19 protein-coding genes are annotated in these 20933 nt (G+C 53.0%); 5 read left to right on the plus strand and 14 right to left on the minus strand.

Annotated elements, in window-relative coordinates:
• Positions 1–1587, minus strand: a complete 1587-nt coding sequence (locus HVZ39_RS23080; protein ID WP_181633014.1) for an EAL domain-containing protein — start codon at positions 1585–1587, stop codon at positions 1–3.
• A gap of 551 nt (positions 1588–2138) precedes the next feature.
• Here HVZ39_RS23080 and HVZ39_RS23085 point away from each other — a divergent pair.
• The gene (locus HVZ39_RS23085; protein ID WP_016155360.1) at positions 2139–2420 is read left to right on the plus strand and encodes a YjcB family protein; all 282 of its coding nucleotides are present in this window, start codon (positions 2139–2141) and stop codon (positions 2418–2420) included.
• A gap of 66 nt (positions 2421–2486) precedes the next feature.
• Here the strand turns inward: HVZ39_RS23085 and ssb1 are convergent, their stop codons facing one another.
• A complete protein-coding gene (gene ssb1 / locus HVZ39_RS23090) occupies positions 2487–3014 on the minus strand; it encodes a single-stranded DNA-binding protein SSB1 (protein WP_016155359.1) in 528 nt (175 codons plus the stop codon).
• 251 nt (positions 3015–3265) lie between these two features.
• Between ssb1 and uvrA the strand changes: the two genes are divergently transcribed.
• Positions 3266–6088, plus strand: a complete 2823-nt coding sequence (gene uvrA, locus HVZ39_RS23095) for an excinuclease ABC subunit UvrA (RefSeq protein WP_016155358.1) — start codon at positions 3266–3268, stop codon at positions 6086–6088.
• 94 nt (positions 6089–6182) lie between these two features.
• On the opposite strand, the gene HVZ39_RS23100 is transcribed toward uvrA, so the two are convergent.
• From HVZ39_RS23100 to dnaB, 5 genes are all read right to left on the minus strand, one after another.
• A complete protein-coding gene (locus HVZ39_RS23100; RefSeq protein ID WP_016155357.1) occupies positions 6183–6539 on the minus strand; it encodes an MmcQ/YjbR family DNA-binding protein in 357 nt (118 codons plus the stop codon).
• Positions 6540–6665: 126 nt separating this feature from the next.
• Positions 6666–7379, minus strand: coding sequence for an acid phosphatase AphA (gene aphA / locus HVZ39_RS23105; RefSeq protein ID WP_003826615.1), 714 nt, complete (start codon positions 7377–7379; stop codon positions 6666–6668).
• Positions 7380–7628: 249 nt separating this feature from the next.
• Positions 7629–8822, minus strand: a complete 1194-nt coding sequence (gene tyrB / locus HVZ39_RS23110) for an aromatic amino acid transaminase (protein WP_181633015.1) — start codon at positions 8820–8822, stop codon at positions 7629–7631.
• 130 nt (positions 8823–8952) lie between these two features.
• Positions 8953–10032 (minus strand): alanine racemase, encoded by a 1080-nt coding sequence (gene alr, locus HVZ39_RS23115; protein ID WP_016155354.1) that lies wholly within the window; start codon positions 10030–10032, stop codon positions 8953–8955.
• A 47-nt stretch (positions 10033–10079) separates the two neighbouring features.
• Complete coding sequence (gene dnaB, locus HVZ39_RS23120; protein ID WP_003826610.1) at positions 10080–11495, minus strand: replicative DNA helicase; 1416 nt, start codon at positions 11493–11495, stop codon at positions 10080–10082.
• 64 nt (positions 11496–11559) lie between these two features.
• Here dnaB and HVZ39_RS23125 point away from each other — a divergent pair, with 64 nt between their 5' ends.
• Entirely contained in the window at positions 11560–12543 is a 984-nt protein-coding gene (locus HVZ39_RS23125) for a quinone oxidoreductase (RefSeq protein ID WP_016155445.1), read from the plus strand.
• A gap of 232 nt (positions 12544–12775) precedes the next feature.
• Here HVZ39_RS23125 and pspG read toward each other — a convergent pair whose 3' ends face one another.
• From pspG to HVZ39_RS23140, 3 genes are all read right to left on the minus strand, one after another.
• Positions 12776–13018, minus strand: coding sequence for an envelope stress response protein PspG (pspG, locus tag HVZ39_RS23130; RefSeq protein WP_016155352.1), 243 nt, complete (start codon positions 13016–13018; stop codon positions 12776–12778).
• 133 nt (positions 13019–13151) lie between these two features.
• Positions 13152–14150: a tRNA dihydrouridine(20/20a) synthase DusA gene (dusA, locus tag HVZ39_RS23135; RefSeq protein WP_181633016.1), complete on the minus strand. Its 999-nt coding sequence runs from the start codon at positions 14148–14150 to the stop codon at positions 13152–13154.
• A gap of 107 nt (positions 14151–14257) precedes the next feature.
• A complete protein-coding gene (locus HVZ39_RS23140) occupies positions 14258–14746 on the minus strand; it encodes a cupin domain-containing protein (protein ID WP_016155350.1) in 489 nt (162 codons plus the stop codon).
• A gap of 115 nt (positions 14747–14861) precedes the next feature.
• On the opposite strand from HVZ39_RS23140, the gene zur reads away from it, so the two are divergent.
• Positions 14862–15380, plus strand: a complete 519-nt coding sequence (zur, locus tag HVZ39_RS23145; RefSeq protein WP_003031709.1) for a zinc uptake transcriptional repressor Zur — start codon at positions 14862–14864, stop codon at positions 15378–15380.
• Positions 15381–15429: 49 nt separating this feature from the next.
• Here the strand turns inward: zur and HVZ39_RS23150 are convergent, their stop codons facing one another.
• The 4 genes from HVZ39_RS23150 to HVZ39_RS23165 all read right to left on the minus strand — a co-directional run bounded on the left by HVZ39_RS23150 (position 15430) and on the right by HVZ39_RS23165 (position 18315).
• Entirely contained in the window at positions 15430–15639 is a 210-nt protein-coding gene (locus tag HVZ39_RS23150) for a CsbD family protein (RefSeq protein WP_019077869.1), read from the minus strand.
• A gap of 135 nt (positions 15640–15774) precedes the next feature.
• Positions 15775–17094, minus strand: coding sequence for an MATE family efflux transporter DinF (dinF, locus tag HVZ39_RS23155; protein WP_049041229.1), 1320 nt, complete (start codon positions 17092–17094; stop codon positions 15775–15777).
• A 134-nt stretch (positions 17095–17228) separates the two neighbouring features.
• Positions 17229–17837 (minus strand): transcriptional repressor LexA, encoded by a 609-nt coding sequence (lexA, locus tag HVZ39_RS23160; protein WP_003826596.1) that lies wholly within the window; start codon positions 17835–17837, stop codon positions 17229–17231.
• 109 nt (positions 17838–17946) lie between these two features.
• Positions 17947–18315, minus strand: coding sequence for a diacylglycerol kinase (locus HVZ39_RS23165; protein WP_003826594.1), 369 nt, complete (start codon positions 18313–18315; stop codon positions 17947–17949).
• Between the two features lie 171 nt (positions 18316–18486).
• Here HVZ39_RS23165 and plsB point away from each other — a divergent pair, with 171 nt between their 5' ends.
• Positions 18487–20907 carry a glycerol-3-phosphate 1-O-acyltransferase PlsB gene (plsB, locus tag HVZ39_RS23170; protein ID WP_181633017.1) on the plus strand — a complete coding sequence of 807 codons (2421 nt, stop codon included), beginning with the start codon at positions 18487–18489 and terminating at the stop codon, positions 20905–20907.
• Positions 20908–20933: the final 26 nt, after the last annotated feature.

Consider the following 20933-nt stretch of genomic DNA (forward strand, 5'->3'; position numbering starts at 1 on the left):
TTATTGCCCGCTCTGCGTCAGTATGGCGGGCGACCGTTGTATCCAGTGCATGAACTCCTGTGGCGGCAGCGCCTTCGCAAAATACCAGCCCTGACAATACTGTACGCCACGTTCGCGCAGCCACTCGATTTGCTCAACCGTCTCTACCCCTTCCGCAATCATCTTCAGGTGTAAGCTTTGCGCCATTTCGATGATATGTTCGGCAATCAGGTGACTGGTGCTGTTGGTGGACAACGTACTAATAAATGATTTGTCGATCTTCAGGATATCGATATTCAACGCGGATAAATTGTGTAGATTGGAATATCCCGTCCCAAAATCATCAAACGCCACTTCATAACCCGCCTGACGAAACGCCTGGATTACCGCGGTCATTTTATCTACATCAATAAACCCGCGTTCCGTCACCTCGACTTTAATTTGCTGGGCCGCCACAGAGTACTCACGGTTTTTGTCGGTAATCAGGGCAATAAGTCGGGATGAATGAAAGTCAGAAGCAGAGAGGTTTATCGAGATATAAAGCTGAGGATGCGCCGAAAGAAAATATCCTAAATCGTTGAATACCTCTTCAATCACGTAATCCGTGATCCGCTCAATCATTCCCTCTTTTTCAGCCAGCGGAATAAACTCGGTTGGGCTCATTACTTCACCATCACAGCCCGGCCAGCGCAGCAGAGCCTCAGCCCCTACGCACTGACCGTTTTCGATATCAATGATCGGCTGGTAGTGCAGACACAGTTGACGTTTTTTGATTGCGCGTTTTAACAAGCGGCGGGGAGATAAGTATTCCTGACGCGTGCGCCACCACATTAACAGCATCAGGATGCTGCAGATAATCCCGAAAGGAATCGTTAACGCAGCCTCATGATAGAAAATCGAATGTATGCGTTTATCCGAGGTCGACACAATAATCGCAATCGGGCGTTTTTCTGAATGCACTTTGGTGTAGAAGCGATCGTCCAACTGGAAGGTTGAGGCTTCACCGTGCACCAACGGCAATAACTGCGCAATAGGCGCCTCTTCGCTGGCAGAGAAAAAAGTACCCGTTACCGTGTCATACACGCCCCAGGACAGGTCCGGGTCATCTGACATAACTTCGCTGTAAGATAATGGGTTGATGACGACAACGTAGTTTCCACGTTGCATATACGTCATTCTGTAGCCAGCGAAAAAGGGGGTATCGCGATAGTAATAGATGGAGATGTCCGGCGTACGTTTATAGTCGGCGGTCGGCATAATATAGGCGACTGGCGGCGCCATCGACGCAGAGCACAAAAAATGATCGCCCTGCGCATAAATTAGCTCGCTGATATATAAACGACCACGAATAATATCTAGCATATTTTTCTGATGTGCCGGGGTACACATCTTACCTTGATACAACAGGGCCATATCTCGCGCTAAATCGGCTTGTTGGATCACCAATTCAGTTTTATTTAACACCAGTTGCGCAAAAGAGCGAAGTTGATTACGGGTTTCGGACATTGCCCGGATTTGAGCAAACCATAACGCCAGCACCACGGGGAGCAATACCACCATGAATGTTCCGAGGAACTTCAGTATCTTGCGTCGCGCACTGTGATTCATGTCAGCCCTGTTTCCCTGTTTCGTATATGCCAGAACCCATTAAGGCAAGATGCTATAAACACCGACTGATTAAGTTGCATGAATCTATCAGTATTAGCAACAGACTTCTCTATGTAAAAGTCTGATAATAGTTGATGATGATATTATTTTTCCGTAAGGCAAACTTAAAGTTATGCTTATTTCATAACGTTATTATCCCCAAGGAGTAATTTTTTATAAGCACTATCCTGGCTTTATTTAAGAAATTCATTAGATTTTTTTAACGATGAATTTAGGATAAATAAAACAGGTAATAAAAATGCATCTTTAAGATTGATTATTTAGTATCGTTGCTTCCTTGAATATAACCACATATTTAACATGGTTATCGTCCTGCAAAAAATACGCCCAACACTGGTGAACAAACGAGCATATGTGATATAGTTCACAAAAATCATGTAACAGAAACGATGTTTCATTTATGTTATTGCCCGTCGATAGCCAGAGTACTACACCCTCGGTGAACACCCCCGCGCTGTCCTGGGCATCCAGACTTTCTGAGGACGTTTTTCATGGCAACGATAACAACTGGCGTGGTTCTTCTGCGGTGGCAATTACTCAGTGCAGTGCTGATGTTTTTAGCCAGTACGCTCAATATCCGTTTTCGTAAATCAGATTATATTGGCCTGGCCGTCATTAGCAGCGGTTTAGGGCTGGTATTTGCCTGCTGGTTTGCGACCGGATTACTCGGCATAACCCTGGTGGATATGTCCGCAATCTGGAAGAACATTGAAACCGTAATGGTTGAAGTGATGAGCCATACACCGCCAGACTGGCCGATGGTGTTGAACTGATAACAGAATTGCATATGGCTACCCCAGTCCTGAGGTAGCCATAATTTTCAGCGAAAAGCAGAAGGATTAGAACGGAATATCGTCGTCGAAATCCATCGGCGGCTCATTAGACGGCGCTGCCGGAGCCGACTGCTGCTGCGGGCGAGACTGCGCGCCGCCGCTGAACTGATTGCCACCTTGCGGCTGCTGAGGCTGACCCCAACCACCCTGCTGCTGGCCGCCACCTGCCGGAGCCCCACCACCCTGACGACCGCCCAGCATTTGCATGGTGCCGCCAACGTTAACCACAACTTCAGTGGTGTACTTTTCTACGCCGGATTGATCGGTCCATTTGCGGGTACGCAGCTGACCTTCGATATAGACCTGGGAACCTTTACGCAGATATTCGCTGGCAACTTCCGCCAGTTTGCCGAACAGCACCACACGGTGCCATTCAGTCTGCTCTTTCATTTCGCCGGTCGCTTTATCACGCCAGGATTCGGAAGTAGCCAGCGTAATGTTGGCAACTGCGCCACCATTCGGCATATAGCGTACTTCCGGGTCCTGGCCCAGATTACCGACGAGAATCACCTTGTTTACGCCTCTGCTGGCCATGATCGTGTCTCCTGAAAAACGTTACTGAATAAGTGTAAGCGCGGGATTGTAGCATTTCCAATAGCGCTTTTACTACGTTGCGAGATCGATTCCAGTAAACAACCCCAGACAGACATTGTTGCACAGGCATCTGCGTTTTGCATTCCAATACTGTATATCCATTCAGGTCAGGTTGTGTCATAATTAACCGTTTGTGATCGCCGGTAGCACCATGCAGCCAGGCAAAAAAGCGTTTAATCCGGGAAAGATGAATGGATAAGATCGAAGTTCGGGGCGCCCGCACCCATAATCTCAAAAACATCAACCTCGTCATCCCGCGCGACAAGCTGATTGTCGTCACCGGGCTTTCGGGCTCAGGCAAATCTTCGCTCGCTTTCGACACCTTGTATGCCGAAGGGCAGCGTCGTTACGTTGAATCCCTTTCCGCGTACGCGCGTCAGTTTCTGTCGCTGATGGAAAAGCCGGATGTCGACCACATTGAGGGGCTGTCTCCCGCCATCTCAATTGAACAAAAATCGACATCCCACAACCCGCGATCCACGGTAGGTACGATTACCGAAATTCACGACTATCTGCGTCTGCTGTTTGCCCGCGTTGGCGAACCGCGCTGCCCGGATCACGACGTTCCCCTGGCGGCCCAGACCGTTAGCCAGATGGTGGACAACGTTCTGTCGCAGCCGGAAGGCAAACGTCTGATGCTGCTGGCGCCGGTGATTAAAGAGCGTAAAGGCGAGCATACTAAAACGCTGGAAAACCTGGCAGGCCAGGGCTATATCCGCGCCCGTATCGACGGTGAAGTGTGCGACCTTTCCGATCCGCCCAAGCTTGAACTGCAAAAGAAACACACTATTGAAGTGGTGATTGACCGCTTTAAAGTACGCGACGATCTCACCCAGCGACTGGCTGAATCCTTTGAAACCGCGCTGGAACTGTCCGGTGGTACGGCGGTGGTCGCCGATATGGACGATCCGAAAGCGGAAGAGTTGCTGTTCTCCGCCAACTTCGCCTGCCCGATCTGCGGCTACAGCATGCGCGAGCTGGAACCACGCCTGTTCTCGTTCAATAACCCAGCGGGCGCATGCCCGACCTGTGACGGTCTCGGCGTGCAGCAGTATTTCGATCCTGACCGGGTGATCCAAAATCCGGAACTGTCGCTGGCCGGTGGTGCTATCCGCGGCTGGGATCGCCGTAACTTCTATTACTTCCAGATGCTTAAGTCACTGGCGGAACACTATAAATTCGACGTCGAAGCCCCATGGGCCAGCCTGAACCCTGCCGTGCATAAAGTGGTGCTGTACGGTTCCGGTAAAGAGAATATCGAATTTAAATACATGAACGATCGCGGCGATACGTCCGTACGCCGCCATCCGTTCGAAGGCGTATTGCACAATATGGAGCGCCGTTATAAAGAGACGGAATCCAGCGCGGTACGTGAAGAATTAGCCAAGTTCATTAGCAACCGACCGTGCGCCAGCTGTGAGGGGACGCGTTTACGCCGGGAAGCCCGCCACGTATTTGTCGAAAATACGCCGCTGCCCGCGATTTCCGACATGAGCATCGGTCACGCCATGGATTTCTTCAACAACCTGAAGCTTGCGGGTCAGCGAGCGAAGATTGCAGAGAAAATTCTCAAAGAGATTGGCGATCGTCTGAAGTTCCTGGTCAACGTCGGCCTCAACTATCTGACGCTGTCGCGTTCAGCAGAAACGCTCTCCGGCGGCGAAGCCCAGCGTATTCGTCTGGCAAGCCAGATCGGCGCAGGTCTGGTCGGCGTAATGTACGTGCTGGATGAACCGTCTATCGGTCTGCATCAGCGCGATAACGAGCGTCTGTTGGGTACGCTTATCCACCTGCGTAATCTGGGCAATACCGTCATTGTGGTTGAGCACGATGAAGACGCGATTCGCGCCGCTGACCACGTTATCGACATCGGCCCCGGCGCGGGCGTTCACGGCGGCCAGGTGGTTGCCGAAGGTACGCTAAAAGATATCATGGCCGTGCCTGAGTCGCTGACCGGCCAGTACATGAGCGGTAAGCGCAAGATTGAAGTGCCGAAACAGCGCGTGGCGGCAGACCCGGAAAAAGTGTTGAAGCTGACCGGCGCGCGCGGTAACAACCTGAAAGATGTCACCCTGACGCTGCCGGTTGGTTTATTTACCTGCATTACCGGTGTTTCCGGTTCGGGTAAATCGACGCTAATTAACGACACGCTGTTCCCGATTGCGCAGACGGCGCTGAACGGCGCCACGCTGGCTGAACCCGCGCCATATCGTGATGTTCAGGGTCTGGAACATTTCGACAAAGTGATCGACATTGACCAAAGCCCGATTGGCCGTACGCCGCGCTCTAACCCGGCAACCTACACCGGCGTGTTTACGCCAGTGCGCGAACTGTTTGCCGGTGTGCCGGAGTCGCGTGCGCGCGGTTATACTCCGGGTCGTTTCAGCTTTAACGTCCGCGGCGGACGCTGTGAAGCCTGTCAGGGCGACGGCGTGATCAAAGTCGAAATGCACTTCCTGCCGGATATCTACGTGCCGTGCGATCAGTGTAAAGGCAAGCGCTATAACCGCGAAACTCTGGAGATTAAGTACAAGGGCAAGACTATCCACGAAGTGCTGGATATGACGATTGAAGAGGCGCGTGAGTTCTTCGATGCCGTTCCGGCGCTGGCGCGTAAGCTGCAAACGCTGATGGACGTGGGTCTGACGTACATCCGACTGGGTCAGTCCGCCACCACGCTCTCGGGCGGTGAAGCGCAGCGCGTGAAGCTGGCGCGTGAACTGTCCAAACGCGGTACCGGTCAAACGCTGTATATTCTCGATGAACCGACCACCGGTCTGCATTTTGCGGATATTCAGCAACTGCTGGACGTGCTGCATCAACTCCGGGATCAGGGCAACACCATCGTAGTGATTGAGCACAATCTGGACGTGATAAAAACCGCTGACTGGATTGTCGATCTCGGTCCGGAAGGCGGCAGCGGCGGCGGGGAAATTCTGGTTTCAGGCACACCAGAAACAGTCGCTGAGTGTGAAGCCTCACACACGGCCCGTTTCCTCAAACCACTGTTGTAATCATGCCGATGGCGCTACGCTTATCAGGCCTACAAAATATGCATAATTGCTTGTAGGCCGGATAAGGCGCTGGCGCCTCATTGCGGAAAACAGATCAGGACTGCGCCAGTATCCGGCGTTTATCTTCCGGCAGCGTGTTTACGGCCTGCTGATAAGAGGCGTCTACCAGGTAGTAGATTTGCGAATCCGGCAGCGAGCCGTCCAGATACACCGTACTCCAGTGCGCCTTATTGAGATGCCGGCTTGGCCGTACATCGCTATGCTGCTGACGTAACAACTCTGCCAGTTCCGGGCTGGTTTTCAGTGACACCGCCGGGCGTTCTTCCACCTCTTTTACCATGGCAAAAAGCACATCTTCGACTTTGATTTGTGTGGCCTTCCAGTCACTGTGTACGCTCTGCTCGGCGCCCATTTTTGCCATGCAGTATTGCAGCAACTCCGAATTCGTCATCTTAATTCCCCTTACCAGCATATTGCCTAATGAGAACATCTTTTATTCAGTGTGCAGCAAGTCCGCAAAAGGTAAAAGCAGGTAACGCAAATTTGTTTAAAAAAACAACAACCGCAAGCAACGTCCTCAATACTCCGAGTTGACGATCACCTCTTCACCAAACGCGCCGGCCTGTGGCAACGGTTTATAAGTGGAGTTAGAAGCGCGTAAAATACGAATGCCGCGAATACCCACGTCTCGGGCGGCGGTAATGTCATTATCAGAGTCGCCGTAGAACATACGGATATTTTTATCCTGCAGCCACTGCGTTTTCGTATTCTGGCCCGGCTTATCACCGGCAAAAATGACCGGGTTCATATTGCCGGCCGGGATGTGAAAGTTATCGGACAGCGTTTTCGACACCGTTTCGGTCTTCGTCTGGCTACGCCCGGTTACGAAAAAGATGCTGTCGCCGCGACGCACGTGCATATCAATCAACTGACGCGCCACTTCTTTCGGAATGCTGAATTCGTCCCAGCCATTGTTCATTTTTTCCCAGAAGGCCGGATTTTTCAGGTAATCCTCACTGTCCGGAGAATACGTTTTTTTTCCGCGCCAGAAGCCTGGGCTGGAAAAGAGGACGGTGTCATCGATATCAAACCCGACGGCCATCGGCGGGCGTCCGGTCAGGCTGTTTTCAATTTGTGCCACGGAGACCCAGTGAATGGGTGCCTGCTCAGCGAGTTTTGCAACGTTGGTGCCTGGATTAAGCTGAGAGGGAGAAGAAACTAACGCCTGGGCCGGCTGATTTAGCGTGAACAATAAACAAACGGCACTCAGTGCCAACGTAAACTTGCGCATATTTTTCCCTAAGTAGTCAGTTAGTTATCATTTTTTTATTAACAACTGGTCAAAAAACTATCTGACCTTACCCCTTAGGGGGAGGGAAAGGAAGGATTTTCTCTGGTTTTGTCCTGGAAAAAGAGCATGATCACATTGGAAAACAGGCCAATAGCACGCTGAAAGAAAGTAGGCCGGATAAGGTGATTACACCGCCATCCGGCAATACAATGCCTGATGGAGCGACGCTTATCAGGCCTAAAAACCCGGTTACATGACGGCGGCAAATGCCTTCGCCACCCGCTGCACGTTACCGTGATTCAACCCGGCCACGCACATACGACCACTGGCTATCAGGTACACACCGAACTCATCGCGCAGGCGATCGACCTGAGCAGCGCTGAGCCCGGTATAGCTGAACATCCCGCGCTGTTGCAGCAGGTAATCAAAGTTACGACCAGGGATCTCCGCATTCAATACGTTAACCAGCGCCTGGCGCATCGCCAGAATACGGGTACGCATCTCTTCGACTTCCGCCAGCCAGCTGGCTTTCAGCGCGTCATCACCCAACACTGCGGCCACAACCTGCGCACCAAAGTTTGGCGGGCTGGAATAGTTACGACGCACCGTCGCTTTTAGCTGCCCCAGAACGCGGCTGGCGGCATCAGCGTCTTCACAGACCACTGAAAGTCCGCCGACACGTTCGCCGTACAAAGAGAAAATCTTCGAGAATGAGTTGCTGACCAGTGCAGGTAATCCGGCGCTGGCAATGGCGCGGATCGCATAGGCATCGTCTTCCATTCCACCGCCGAAACCCTGGTAAGCAATATCCAGGAACGGGATCAGATCGCGAGCTTTCAGGATCTCAATGACACCATCCCATTGCGCGGGGGTTAAATCCGCACCCGTCGGGTTATGGCAGCACGGATGCAGCAGTACGATGCTGCGCGCCGGTAAGGTGTTCAGCGTGGCCAGCAGGTCGTTGAAACGCACGCCATTGGTGGTGTCGTCATACCAGGGGTAAGTACTTACTTCGAACCCAGCACCTTCAAAAATCGCGATGTGGTTTTCCCAGGTCGGATCGCTGACCCACACGCCAGAATCAGGGAAATAGCGTTTCAGGAAGTCTGCACCAACCTTTAGCGCACCGGAGCCGCCCAGCGTCTGAATCGTTGCGACGCGCTGCTGCTGGAGAACCGGATGCTCTGCGCCAAACAGCAGCGGCGCAATAGTATGGCGATAAGTGTTCAGGCCTTCCATCGGCAGATACAGCGAAGCGCCATGCGGTTTGGCATTCAGTCGGGCTTCCGCTTCTGCCACCGCTTTAAGCTGAGGAATAATGCCGTCTTCGTTGTAGTACAGACCGATGCTGAGGTTCACTTTGTCGCTACGTGAATCGTCTTTGAAACGCTCCATGAGCGATAAAATCGGGTCGCCGGCGTAGGCGTCAACTTTTTGAAACACGTGTGGTTCTCCAGGTTTACAGGCAGGGGGTTAAGAACACAATAAACCGGAAGCGGGAGAAGATCGAGAGGATGTTGAGAGGAATATTGCCGGATGGCGGCGTAACCGCCTTATCCGGCACATCATGAACTTAATCGATGTACTTCATTGCCACCCTTGAGGTCAGGCGCGTGATAAGTTCGTAAGCACTTACTTTCGTCATTTCAGCAATGCGTTCAACGGGCAGGCCTTCACCCCACAGGATAACCGAATCGCCGGCTTTATCCTGCGCCTCGGGACCTAAATCGACGCAAATCATATCCATCGCGACGCGACCGACGATCGGCACTTCACGGCCATTGACCAGTACCGGTGTCCCAGACGGCGCTGCGCGCGGATAACCATCGCCATAGCCCATCGCCACCACGCCAAGACGCGTGTCGCGCTCGCTCAGCCAGGTTCCACCATAGCCAACCGGCTCGCCCGCTTTGTGTTCACGCACCGCAATCAGGCTGGAAGTGAGCGACATCACCGGCTGGCAGCCAAAATCGGCACCGATAGAGTGGTTTTCCAACGGCGATACGCCATACAGAATCAGACCCGGACGCGCCCAGTCGAAGTGAGACTGCGGCCACAGCAGAATACCACCTGACGCGGCGATCGAACGTTGACCCGGTTTGCCTGCGCAAAAGCTATTGAAGATATCGAGCTGCTTTTCGGTCGCGCCGCACTCAGGCTCGTCCGCGCGCGCAAAGTGGCTGACGATATTGACCGGCTGGCGCACGTTTTCGCATTGCGTCAAGCGCTGATAAAACGCCTCGGCCTGCTCAGGACGCACGCCCAGGCGGTGCATTCCCGTGTCGAGCTTCATCCAGACGGTGACCGGTTCAGCCAGTACCGCGGCTTCCAGAGCTTCAAGCTGCTCCTGGTTGTGGACGGCAGTATGCAGACGCTGCGCGGAGATAGTCGGCAGATCGGAAGCATCAAAAAATCCTTCCAGCAGCAGGATGGGCTGCGTGATCCCTCCCGCTCGCAACCGCAGGGCTTCTTCAAGACGAGCGACACCAAAAGCGTCCGCATCGGGGAGCGTTCGCGCGGTCTCTAACAGACCATGGCCGTAAGCGTTCGCTTTCACGACCGCAACCAGTTTACTGGCTGGAGCCAGTTCACGCAGACGTTGCAGGTTGTGTCGCAGAGCGCGGCGGTTAATGACTACAGTTGCCGCTTGCATTTGTATTCCTTGATAAGTATTTGCTTGAGTAACCTGATTCAGTGTTGTTATTCGTCGTCGTACTGCGGGCCAGCATAGTTATCGAAGCGCGACCACTGACCGTTAAACGTCAGGCGCACCGTACCGATCGGGCCGTTACGCTGTTTACCGATAATGATCTCGGCGATGCCTTTCAAGTCGCTGTTTTCGTGATAAACCTCATCACGATAGATAAACATGATTAAGTCGGCATCCTGCTCGATGGAGCCGGACTCACGCAGATCCGAGTTGACCGGACGCTTATCGGCGCGTTGTTCCAGAGAGCGGTTAAGCTGCGACAGCGCCACCACCGGCACATGCAGTTCTTTCGCTAACGCTTTCAGCGAGCGGGAAATTTCAGCAATTTCCAGCGTACGGTTGTCGGAGAGCGACGGCACGCGCATCAGCTGCAGGTAGTCGATCATGATAAGTCCGATACCACCGTGTTCGCGGGCGATACGACGGGCACGTGAGCGCACTTCCGTTGGCGTCAGGCCGGAGGAGTCATCAATATAGATGTTTCGTTTCTCCAGCAAAATACCCATTGTTCCGGAAATTCGCGCCCAGTCTTCATCATCCAGTTGACCGGTACGGATTTTGGTTTGGTCTACACGTGAGAGTGAGGCCAGGGAACGCATCATGATCTGTTCTGAGGGCATTTCAAGACTAAAGATAAGAACCGGTTTATCTTGCAGCATCGCCGCATTTTCGACGAGGTTCATTGCAAATGTCGTTTTACCCATCGACGGACGCGCGGCGACGATAATTAAGTCTGACGGCTGCAAACCAGCAGTCTTTTTATTAAGGTCGTCATAACCGGTGTTGACCCCGGTGACACCATCGTGTGGCTGCTGGAACAGCTGTTCGATACGCGCGACGGTAGCGTCGAGCACATCGGTAATATTTTTCGGACCTTCGTCTTTATTGGCGCGACTTTCAGCAATTTTAAAGACGCGGGATTCCGCGAGGTCCAGCAGATCTTCACTGGAACGGCCTTGCGGATCAAACCCGGCTTCCGCGATCTCGTTCGCCACCGAAATCATGTCACGAACAACAGCACGTTCGCGGACAATATCCGCATAGGCACTAATGTTCGCCGCACTTGGCGTATTTTTAGATAACTCAGCCAGGTAAGCAAAACCGCCGACGCTGTCCAGTTGCCCCTGAACTTCCAGCGACTCTGCGAGCGTGATCAGATCGATGGGTTTTCCCATCTCCTGCAGGCGATGCATTTCGGTGAAGATGTGCCGATGCGGTCGGGTATAAAAATCTTCCGCCACCACACGCTCAGCCACATCGTCCCAGCGCTCGTTATCCAGCATTAAACCGCCCAACACCGACTGTTCCGCTTCAATCGAGTGCGGCGGTACTTTCAGCCCGGCGACCTGGGGATCGCGCTCACGAGCATCAGTCTGTTGTTTGTTGAAGGGTTTATTTCCTGCCATAGTGAATGGAGTTACCGAGATAATGATTGGGTCGAAAGATTACCACATTTCTTTTGGAGGAAGCATGGCAACACGTATTGAATTTCACAAGCATGGTGGCCCTGATGTACTCAAGGCTGTGGAGTTTACGCCCGTAGACCCGGCGGAAAATGAAATCCAGGTCGAGAACAAAGCGATTGGGATCAACTATATCGACACCTATATCCGCAGTGGTCTTTATCCGCCGCCTTCTCTGCCCAGCGGTCTGGGTACCGAAGCCGCAGGCGTGGTCAGTAAAGTCGGTAGCAAAGTGACGCACATTAAAGCCGGCGATCGCGTGGTTTACGCTCAGTCTCCCCTGGGCGCCTATAGCTCAGTGCATAACGTCCCGGCTGATAAAACCGCTATTTTGCCCAACGCTATCTCGTTTGAACAAGCTGCCGCCTCATTTCTTAAAGGACTCACCGTTTTTTATCTGTTGCGTAAGACCTATGAAATTCAGCCCGATGAACCGTTTTTGTTTCATGCGGCTGCAGGCGGCGTCGGTATGATTGCCTGCCAGTGGGCAAAAGCATTGGGTGCGAAGCTGATTGGCACCGTCGGTAATGCGCAAAAAGCGCAAATTGCGCTGCAGGCCGGCGCATGGCAGGTCATTAACTATCGTGAAGAGAGCATTGTAGAACGTGTAAAAGAGATCACTGGCGGTAAAAAAGTGCGGGTGGTGTATGACTCGGTGGGGAAAGATACCTGGGAAGCCTCACTGGATTGCCTGCAGCGCCGGGGGCTCATGGTCAGCTTTGGTAATGCTTCCGGACCGGTGACTGGCGTTAACTTAGGCATTCTGAATCAGAAAGGTTCGCTGTACGTGACTCGCCCTTCACTCCAGGGTTACATCACCAACCACCATGAATTAACCGAAGCCAGCAATGAGCTTTTCTCGCTGATTGCCAGCGGAGTGATCAAAGTGGATGTCGCACCGGGCCAGACGTTCGCACTGCACGACGCGCAGCGTGCTCATGAAGTGCTGGAAAGCCGGGCCACACAGGGGTCGAGTTTGCTGATCCCGTAACGCCCTCATTTCCGCTAAATAATTCAAGCCGCCAACAAACCTGCGGTTTGAATTATGAAGGGGGAAGAAAGAATTAGGGCTTCCCGTAGGAAGCCCTTTCTTTTTTTAGTTCGGCTGTATGTAGGGTACAGCTCGATGAATTCGTTAACCTGGCAATAGTGACAGATTTGATAATCAATTCCTATTTGCTTCTAAAGGCAATGTTGCAGGTTGTGACACACCGCTCACTACCTTAGTAAAATCGGCGGTTATTGCGCTGATACTGTGGGACTTTTGGCGCTTTTATCGCCTTGATAACCCACACCACGGCAACGGCCAATAACAGCCAGGGCAACAGTTTAATCATCAACGCAAATAGTCCGCCCAAAAACATCACCACAGTGGCTACCACCAATGCGGCCAGCACTCCCAGCAAAGATACGCCGGTGACCATCAGCATGATAAAAAATCCAATCACAAAAAGTAGTTCCAGCATGGCTCTCTCCCGAAATGAAATACTCTCCACAGCTTTACAAGAAACATGCCAAAATTAATATATTGATTTATAAAGCAAACGCCCCGCGACGAAGCGCAGGGCGTGGTGAAATTCACTAACTTTTGGCGAAAACTTAACGTTTGTCTGCCACCAGCTTCAGCGCATGTTCCAGAACCTCAATATCTGCCCCGGCTTTATGCGCATTTTCGCTCAGATAGCGACGCCACTGCCGTGCCCCTGGAATCCCCTGAAACAGTCCCAGCATATGGCGCGTGACATGCCCCAAATAGGTTCCTTTACTCAGTTCACGCTCAATATACGGATACATCGCACGCACTACGGCGACCGGATCGGCATCTTCGCTGGTGACAGCAAAAATCTCGCGGTCAACGGACGCCAGAATGCCTGGGTTTTGATAAGCTTCGCGCCCCACCATCACGCCATCCATATGTTGCAGATGGATTTTCGCTTCTTCCAGCGATTTTATGCCACCGTTGATCGACATCGTCAGATGCGGAAAATCGCGCTTTAGCTGATAAACACGGTCATAATCCAGCGGTGGGATTTCGCGGTTTTCTTTCGGGCTTAGCCCGGACAACCAGGCCTTGCGGGCGTGGATGATAAACATCTCACATTCACCGTTACCGGAGACCGTGTTGATGAAATCGCACAGGAATTCGTAGCTGTCCTGGTCATCAATACCGATACGGGTTTTCACCGTTACCGGAATCGATACCACATCGCGCATCGCTTTGACGCAATCAGCGACCAGTTGCGCATTCCCCATCAGACAGGCACCAAACATTCCATTCTGTACACGGTCGGAAGGGCAACCCACGTTGAGGTTAATTTCGTCATAGCCCCGTTGTTCAGCAAGCTTTGCGCACTGCGCCAGCGCAGCCGCATCGCTCCCGCCCAGTTGCAAAGCGACCGGATGTTCTTCTTCGCTATACGCCAGATAATCGCCTTTACCATGAATGATCGCGCCGGTGGTTACCATCTCCGTGTAGAGCAGCGTCTGGCTGGACAGTAAGCGCAAAAAGTAGCGGCAATGTCTGTCCGTCCAGTCGAGCATCGGCGCGATAGAAAAACGATGAGCGGGAAAAGCGGTAGACTGAGATTCAGGCAGCATGGCGAATATTCAAGCATCCGGTTAAAAAAGGGGCGCTACTATAGCATAGACCGTTACGATAGTGAGCCACATCCTCGCGGTTCCCCCTCCCTGCTCCCCGACAAGCGCTATTTACGCCCCGGTTTTCCGTCGTGAGATCCAAAAAACTGCGGCGGATGGTCGACCCAACGATCCTCACGCGTGGCGGCATAAACCGGATTAAGCGGATAATAAATACGATTGTATTTTTTGTTCGCCTCACCCACGACCAGCAGACGTACCTCTTCACTGGTGTTATTGATAAAGGTGTGACACACGCCGGTGCCCGCCGGGAAACCGACGCTGTCGCCCGGTTCCAGCTTCCATAAATAACCGTTAATCCAGGCCTCAGGATATCCTTCCAGCACATAGATAAACTCTTCCTCATCGCTTTCAGCGTGCGGATACGAGGTGCGTCGGCCCGGCGGCAGGCGCTCATGATGAATGCCGAGTCGCCCTAACCCCAGCTTGCGGGCAAGCGGCGCACCTATGGAAAACAGCTCATCGCTGTCGGGATAGGTGGAGTCATCAGCCCCCTCAACTTCACGCCAGTGACGAATACAATCGGGTCTTTTCATGATTATTTTCCAGTATTGCGATGGGTCAGGTATAGCACACCGTGGTGGATCTCGGTGTTTTAAACAGAACATGTTAAAGTAAGGGATTAACCTTGCACGCAAATCGAGGCGCCAAATGGACAAAACCACCACGCAGGAGTTATTGGCTCAAGCTGAAAAACTCTGTGCGCAACGCAACGTACGGCTTACGCCACAACGCCTCGAAGTGCTGCGCCTGATGAGCCTGCAGGAAGGCGCAATCAGCGCTTACGACCTACTTGATCTGTTGCGGGAAACCGAGCCGCAGGCCAAGCCGCCGACCGTGTATCGTGCGCTCGATTTTCTGCTGGAACAAGGGTTTGTGCACAAGGTGGAATCCACCAACAGCTATGTGCTTTGCCATCTGTTCGATCAGCCAACTCACAGTTCCGCAATGTTCATTTGCGATCGCTGTGGTGTGGTAAAAGAAGAGTGCGCGGAAGGCGTGGAAGACATCATGCATACGCTGGCAGCAAAAATGGGCTTTGCCCTGCGACATAACGTTATTGAAGCCCACGGACTATGCCCGGCCTGTGTGGAGGTTGAGTCATGTCGTCACCCTGGCGAATGCCAGCATGACCATACGATTCAGGTGAAGAAGAAAGTTGGGCGTTAAGGGGGGTGGGAGAGCGTACATCCTTGTACTCTCAGGAGGGAAGGGTTAATTACCAGCGGTAATCATTACGTTTTTCCCAATCGGTCACTTCTTTCTCCGCCTGATCTTTCGCGTAACCGTAACGCTCCTGGACTTTACCGACCAGTTGGTCACGTTTACCTTCAATGACCGTCATATCATCATCGGTCAGTTTGCCCCATTGCTCTTTCACTTTACCTTTAAACTGCTTCCAGTTACCGCCGACTTCGTCTTTATTCATCATCAAGTCCTCATCGTTAGGTTGTGAATAGCGAGAGTGCCATGTCCAGACACATGCTGTTTTTGCTGGACGTGAGAATAAGTGTAGTCAGGGATTCTGGGTTTTATTTACTATTCGGAATTTTTAACCATCCGCTCAGGCAAACCAGGTTCCATTACGCCAGTGACGCCGCCAGATAAAGGCCAGGGAAAGCCCACGCAGCGCGAGAAAAACGGTTAACGCCAGCCACAAACCATGATTTCCCAGCAACGGTAAAGCCAGTAGCGTTAATGCGAACCCTGCTGCGGCAACGGCCATACTGTTGCGCATTTCTGCAGCCCGTGTCGCTCCAATAAACATACCGTCGAGCAGATAACACCACACTCCCACTAGCGGCAAAACCACCTGCCAGAAAAGATAGCGATCGGCCAAAAGTTGGATTTGCGGCAGCGAGGTCAGCAGCGCAACAATCTGCTCGCCAAACAGGGCATAAACCAGCGAAAACAGAATAGCCACAATACCGGACTGTCGACAGGCCGCCCGCCAGACATCAAGCAACTGGCTGCCATCCCTCGCCCCATAGGCCTGACCCGAATGCGCTTCCACGGCATAGGCAAATCCATCCAGCGCGTAGGCGGTAAACGTCAGCAGAGTCATCAGAACGGCGTTAACCGCGATGATGTCGCCTCCCAAACGCGCGCCCAGAACCGTAATGGCCCCAAAGCAGAGCTGTAACAGCAGCGAACGCAGCATGATGTCGCGGTTGAGCGCCAGCAAACGACGGAAGTTGCCACGCCACGCCAGCTTCAACATTGCCAGCGAAATTCCACGCATATGCAGGACTTTGCGTACCATCATCAGGCCAATCAGCAGCGTGGCATATTCGGCAATCACCGTCGCTAACGCCGCCCCCTGCACGTTCATATGCAGGCCCATTACCAGCCATAAATCGAGCACAATGTTGAGAATATTTCCGACAATCAACAGGATAACTGGCGCGCGCGCATACTGAACGCCAAGCAACCAGCCGAGCAGCACCAGATTCGCCAGCGACGCGGGTGCGCTTAACCAGCGGATTTCCAGGAAACGTCGGGCCTGCTCCAGTACCGCCTCACTTCCGCCGACAATATGCAGAGCCAGATCGATAATCGGCGTACGAAACAGTGCGATAAGCAGCCCAGCCCCCAGCGCCAGCAATAGCGGCTGCACCAACGCGCGCGCCAGCGCCTGCGGATTTTTCGCGCCAAATGCCTGTGCGGTAAGGCCGGTGGTACTCATGCGCAAAAAAAGCAGCAGCATAAAGAGAAAGCTGGTCGCCGTGGCGCCAACAGCAACGCCGCCAAGATAGACCGGACTGTCCAGATGACCAATCACCGCGGTGTCCACCAGTCCCAACAGGGGAACGGTGATATTGGAGAAGATCATCGGTAAGGCGAGGTGCCAGAGTGCTTTATCAGAAGAGGTAAAGAAAGGCATACAGGAGAGCCTGAGAAGAAGTTAGATGTACTGAAAAAAGATGCTGTGTAGGCCCGGTAAGCATAGCGCCACCGGGCAAGTTGCCGGATAGCGACGTAAACGTCTTACCCGGGCTACAGGGAATCAACAGAAAATTACAGCCATTCACCGTTACGAATGACGCCTACCGCCAACCCTTCAATAGTGAAGTTTTGCTCGCGCAGGTCGACAACAATAGGTTTAAATTCGCTGTTTTCTGGCAGGAGTTCAACCTTGTTGCCCTGCTTTTTCAGGCGCTTGACGGTGACTTCGTCGTCGATACGGGCAACAACGACCTGACCGTTACGCACATCCTGAGTTTTATGCACAGCCAGTAAATCACCGTCCATAATACCGATGTCTTTCATCGACATACCGCTAACGCGCAGCAGAAAATCGGCGTTCGGTTTGAACAGTGAAGGATCGACCTGATAATGGCCTTCGATGTGCTGCTGCGCCAGCAGTGGCTCGCCTGCCGCTACGCGTCCGACAAGCGGTAACCCTTCTTCTTCTTCCTGCAGCAGTCGAATACCGCGCGATGCGCCGGATACAATTTCAAGGACGCCTTTACGCGCAAGCGCTTTCAGGTGTTCTTCAGCGGCGTTTGGGGAACGGAACCCCAAACGCTGCGCGATCTCCGCACGCGTCGGTGGCATACCTGTCTGGCTGATGTGATCCCTAATGAGATCAAACACCTCTTGCTGCCTGGCCGTTAACGCTTTCATTCCGCCCCCTGGGTGTATATACAGTTATGCTGTGAGTATATACAGCTAAAGGTGATTTTGGAACCGCAAACTGCACAAAAAACAGGAGATTTATGCAGTTGTGGAATCTTTATCGCAAATGCGACCACAACAGGATGCCCCAGGTGATCAGAGCGACAAAAATAGACAGCAATACCGCTGCCGAGCCCATATCTTTCGCCCGACCGGAAAGTTCGTGGTACTCAGAGCCAATACGGTCAACCACCGCCTCAATCGCACTGTTGAGGATTTCAACGATCATCACCAGCATCACGGAACCAATCAACAGCACGCGGGTAATGGCGTCAACGTCCAGCCAGCAGGCGATGGCTACGCCCAACAGTACGGCAACGCTTTCCTGGCGGAATGCCGCCTCATTGATCCATGCGGCGCGAAAACCTTTCCAGGAATAGCCTGCAGCTTTGATAATTCGGGTGAATCCAGTGGTATTATTGGCCATCAAAAAGAACCTTTTTACATTATTAGCGTCAATGTCATTGTAACGTTACCCCGTTTGTTTCAGGGTGTGGCAAAGCAGCGCGAAGTATGACCGGATACACCAGAAATTCACTAAACTTTCTGATATCCTTGCAGCGCATTTGCATTATTAACCAGAGGCTTTACATCGTTTATGTCCGGCTGGCCACGAATTTACTACAAATTACTGAATTTACCATTAAGCGTCCTGGTAAAAAGCAAGTCTATTCCGGCAGAACCTGCCCCGGAATTGGGGCTCGATACTTCGCGTCCCATTATGTACGTCCTACCGTACAATTCAAAAGCAGACTTGCTGACGCTGCGTGCCCAATGTCTGGTGCACGATCTCCCGGATCCCCTGGAACCGCTGGAGATAGACGGAACTCTGCTGCCGCGCTACGTGTTTATTCACGGCGGCCCGCGCGTGTTCACCTATTACACGCCGAAAGAAGAGTCCATTAAGCTGTTCCATAACTATCTCGACTTGCATCGCAGCAATCCAGACCTGGATGTGCAAATGGTGCCGGTTTCGGTGATGTTTGGCCGCGCGCCTGGGCGTGAAAAAGGCGAGGTCAATCCGCCGCTGCGCATGCTGAACGGCGTACAGAAATTCTTTGCTGTGTCCTGGCTGGGTCGCGACAGTTTTGTCCGCTTCTCCCCGTCGGTCTCCCTGCGTCGCATGGCGGACGAACACGGTACGGATAAAATCATCGCTCAGAAGCTGGCTCGCGTGGCGCGCATGCACTTTGCTCGTCAGCGTCTGGCCGCAGTCGGCCCGCGCCTCCCTGCCCGCCAGGACCTGTTCAATAAACTGCTGGCCTCAAAAGCTATCGCTCGCGCGGTAGAAGATGAAGCGCGCAGTAAAAAAATCTCCCACGAAAAAGCGCAGCAAAATGCCATTGCGCTGATGGAAGAGATTGCCGCCAACTTCTCCTACGAGATGATTCGTCTGACAGACCGTATTCTGGGCTTTACCTGGAACCGTCTGTATCAGGGGATTAACGTTCACAATGCGGAGCGTGTACGTCAGTTGGCGCACGATGGGCACGAAATCGTCTATGTTCCGTGCCACCGCAGCCATATGGACTATATGCTGCTGTCGTACGTTCTGTACCACCAGGGGCTGGTTCCACCGCACATCGCTGCCGGTATCAACCTGAACTTCTGGCCAGCAGGTCCGATTTTCCGCCGTCTGGGCGCGTTCTTTATTCGTCGTACCTTCAAGGGCAACAAGCTCTATTCCACCGTTTTCCGCGAATACCTGGGCGAGTTGTTCAGCCGCGGCTACTCGGTTGAATACTTTGTCGAAGGAGGCCGTTCACGTACCGGGCGTCTGCTCGACCCGAAAACCGGCACGCTATCGATGACCATTCAGGCGATGCTGCGCGGCGGTACGCGTCCGATTACCCTCGTCCCCATCTACATCGGCTACGAGCACGTAATGGAAGTAGGCACGTACGCGAAAGAGCTGCGTGGCGCGACGAAAGAGAAAGAGAGTTTGCCGCAAATGCTGCGTGGCTTGAGCAAGCTGCGTAATCTGGGTCAGGGTTATGTCAACTTTGGCGAACCGCTGCCATTGATGACTTACCTCAACCAGCATGTACCGGAGTGGCGTGAATCGATCGATCCTATCGAGTCCATCCGCCCGGCCTGGCTGACGCCGACGGTGAATAGCATTGCCGCCGATCTGATGGTACGCATTAACAATGCAGGCGCGGCCAATGCCATGAACCTGTGCTGTACCGCGCTGTTGGCCTCCCGCCAGCGCTCTCTGACCCGTGAGCAACTGACTGAACAGCTCGACTGCTATCTGAGTCTGCTGCGCAACGTGCCGTATGCGGCAGATTGTACGGTTCCTGCGCAGAGCGCCAGTGAATTGATCGACCACGCCTTACAGATGAATAAGTTTGAGGTCGAGAAAGACACCATCGGTGACATCATCATTCTGCCGCGCGAGCAGGCGGTATTGATGACGTATTACCGCAACAACATTGCGCATATGCTGGTTCTGCCTTCGTTAATGGCAGCCATTGTGACTCAGCATCGTCGTATTTCACGCGCCGCGCTACAGCAGCATATTGATGCGCTGTACCCGATGCTGAAAGCAGAGCTGTTCTTACGTTGGGAGCGTGATGAACTCGCCGGAGTGATTGACGAACTGGCCAGCGAAATGCAGCGCCAGGGACTGATCACCCTGAACGATGACGAACTGCATATCAATCCGGCCCGCTCCCGTACGCTACAGCTATTGGCGGCGGGTGCTCGCGAGACGTTGCAACGCTACGCCATTACCTTCTGGCTGCTGAGCGCGAACCCGTCTATCAACCGTGGCACGCTGGAGAAAGAGAGCCGCACCGTGGCGCAACGCCTATCCGTACTGCACGGCATTAACGCGCCGGAATTCTTCGATAAAGCCGTGTTCAGCTCTCTGGTGCTGACGCTGCGTGACGAGGGATTCATCAGCGATACCGGAGATGCCGAACCGGAAGAGACGATGAAGATCTATCAGATGTTGGCCGAACTGGTCACGTCAGATGTGCGTCTGACCATCGAGAGCGCCACACAAGGCGAGTAAGCATAAAAAAACCGGTCGAAATGAAA

It is taken from the genome of Citrobacter sp. RHB35-C21 (assembly GCF_013816515.1).
GTDB classification, from domain to species: domain Bacteria; phylum Pseudomonadota; class Gammaproteobacteria; order Enterobacterales; family Enterobacteriaceae; genus Citrobacter; species Citrobacter braakii.

Excerpts from the sequence above, each read along its gene's own strand:
- HVZ39_RS23080 (WP_181633014.1), bottom strand. The coding sequence starts at position 1,587 with ATGAATCACAGTGCGCGACGCAAGATACTGAAGTTCCTCGGAACATTC.
- HVZ39_RS23085 (WP_016155360.1), top strand. The coding sequence starts at position 2,139 with ATGGCAACGATAACAACTGGCGTGGTTCTTCTGCGGTGGCAATTACTC.
- ssb1 (WP_016155359.1), bottom strand. The coding sequence starts at position 3,014 with ATGGCCAGCAGAGGCGTAAACAAGGTGATTCTCGTCGGTAATCTGGGC.
- uvrA (WP_016155358.1), top strand. The coding sequence starts at position 3,266 with ATGGATAAGATCGAAGTTCGGGGCGCCCGCACCCATAATCTCAAAAAC.
- HVZ39_RS23100 (WP_016155357.1), bottom strand. The coding sequence starts at position 6,539 with ATGACGAATTCGGAGTTGCTGCAATACTGCATGGCAAAAATGGGCGCC.
- aphA (WP_003826615.1), bottom strand. The coding sequence starts at position 7,379 with ATGCGCAAGTTTACGTTGGCACTGAGTGCCGTTTGTTTATTGTTCACG.
- alr (WP_016155354.1), bottom strand. The coding sequence starts at position 10,032 with ATGCAAGCGGCAACTGTAGTCATTAACCGCCGCGCTCTGCGACACAAC.
- dnaB (WP_003826610.1), bottom strand. The coding sequence starts at position 11,495 with ATGGCAGGAAATAAACCCTTCAACAAACAACAGACTGATGCTCGTGAG.
- HVZ39_RS23125 (WP_016155445.1), top strand. The coding sequence starts at position 11,560 with ATGGCAACACGTATTGAATTTCACAAGCATGGTGGCCCTGATGTACTC.
- pspG (WP_016155352.1), bottom strand. The coding sequence starts at position 13,018 with ATGCTGGAACTACTTTTTGTGATTGGATTTTTTATCATGCTGATGGTC.
- dusA (WP_181633016.1), bottom strand. The coding sequence starts at position 14,150 with ATGCTGCCTGAATCTCAGTCTACCGCTTTTCCCGCTCATCGTTTTTCT.
- HVZ39_RS23140 (WP_016155350.1), bottom strand. The coding sequence starts at position 14,746 with ATGAAAAGACCCGATTGTATTCGTCACTGGCGTGAAGTTGAGGGGGCT.
- zur (WP_003031709.1), top strand. The coding sequence starts at position 14,862 with ATGGACAAAACCACCACGCAGGAGTTATTGGCTCAAGCTGAAAAACTC.
- HVZ39_RS23150 (WP_019077869.1), bottom strand. The coding sequence starts at position 15,639 with ATGAATAAAGACGAAGTCGGCGGTAACTGGAAGCAGTTTAAAGGTAAA.
- dinF (WP_049041229.1), bottom strand. The coding sequence starts at position 17,094 with ATGCCTTTCTTTACCTCTTCTGATAAAGCACTCTGGCACCTCGCCTTA.
- lexA (WP_003826596.1), bottom strand. The coding sequence starts at position 17,837 with ATGAAAGCGTTAACGGCCAGGCAGCAAGAGGTGTTTGATCTCATTAGG.
- HVZ39_RS23165 (WP_003826594.1), bottom strand. The coding sequence starts at position 18,315 with ATGGCCAATAATACCACTGGATTCACCCGAATTATCAAAGCTGCAGGC.
- plsB (WP_181633017.1), top strand. The coding sequence starts at position 18,487 with ATGTCCGGCTGGCCACGAATTTACTACAAATTACTGAATTTACCATTA.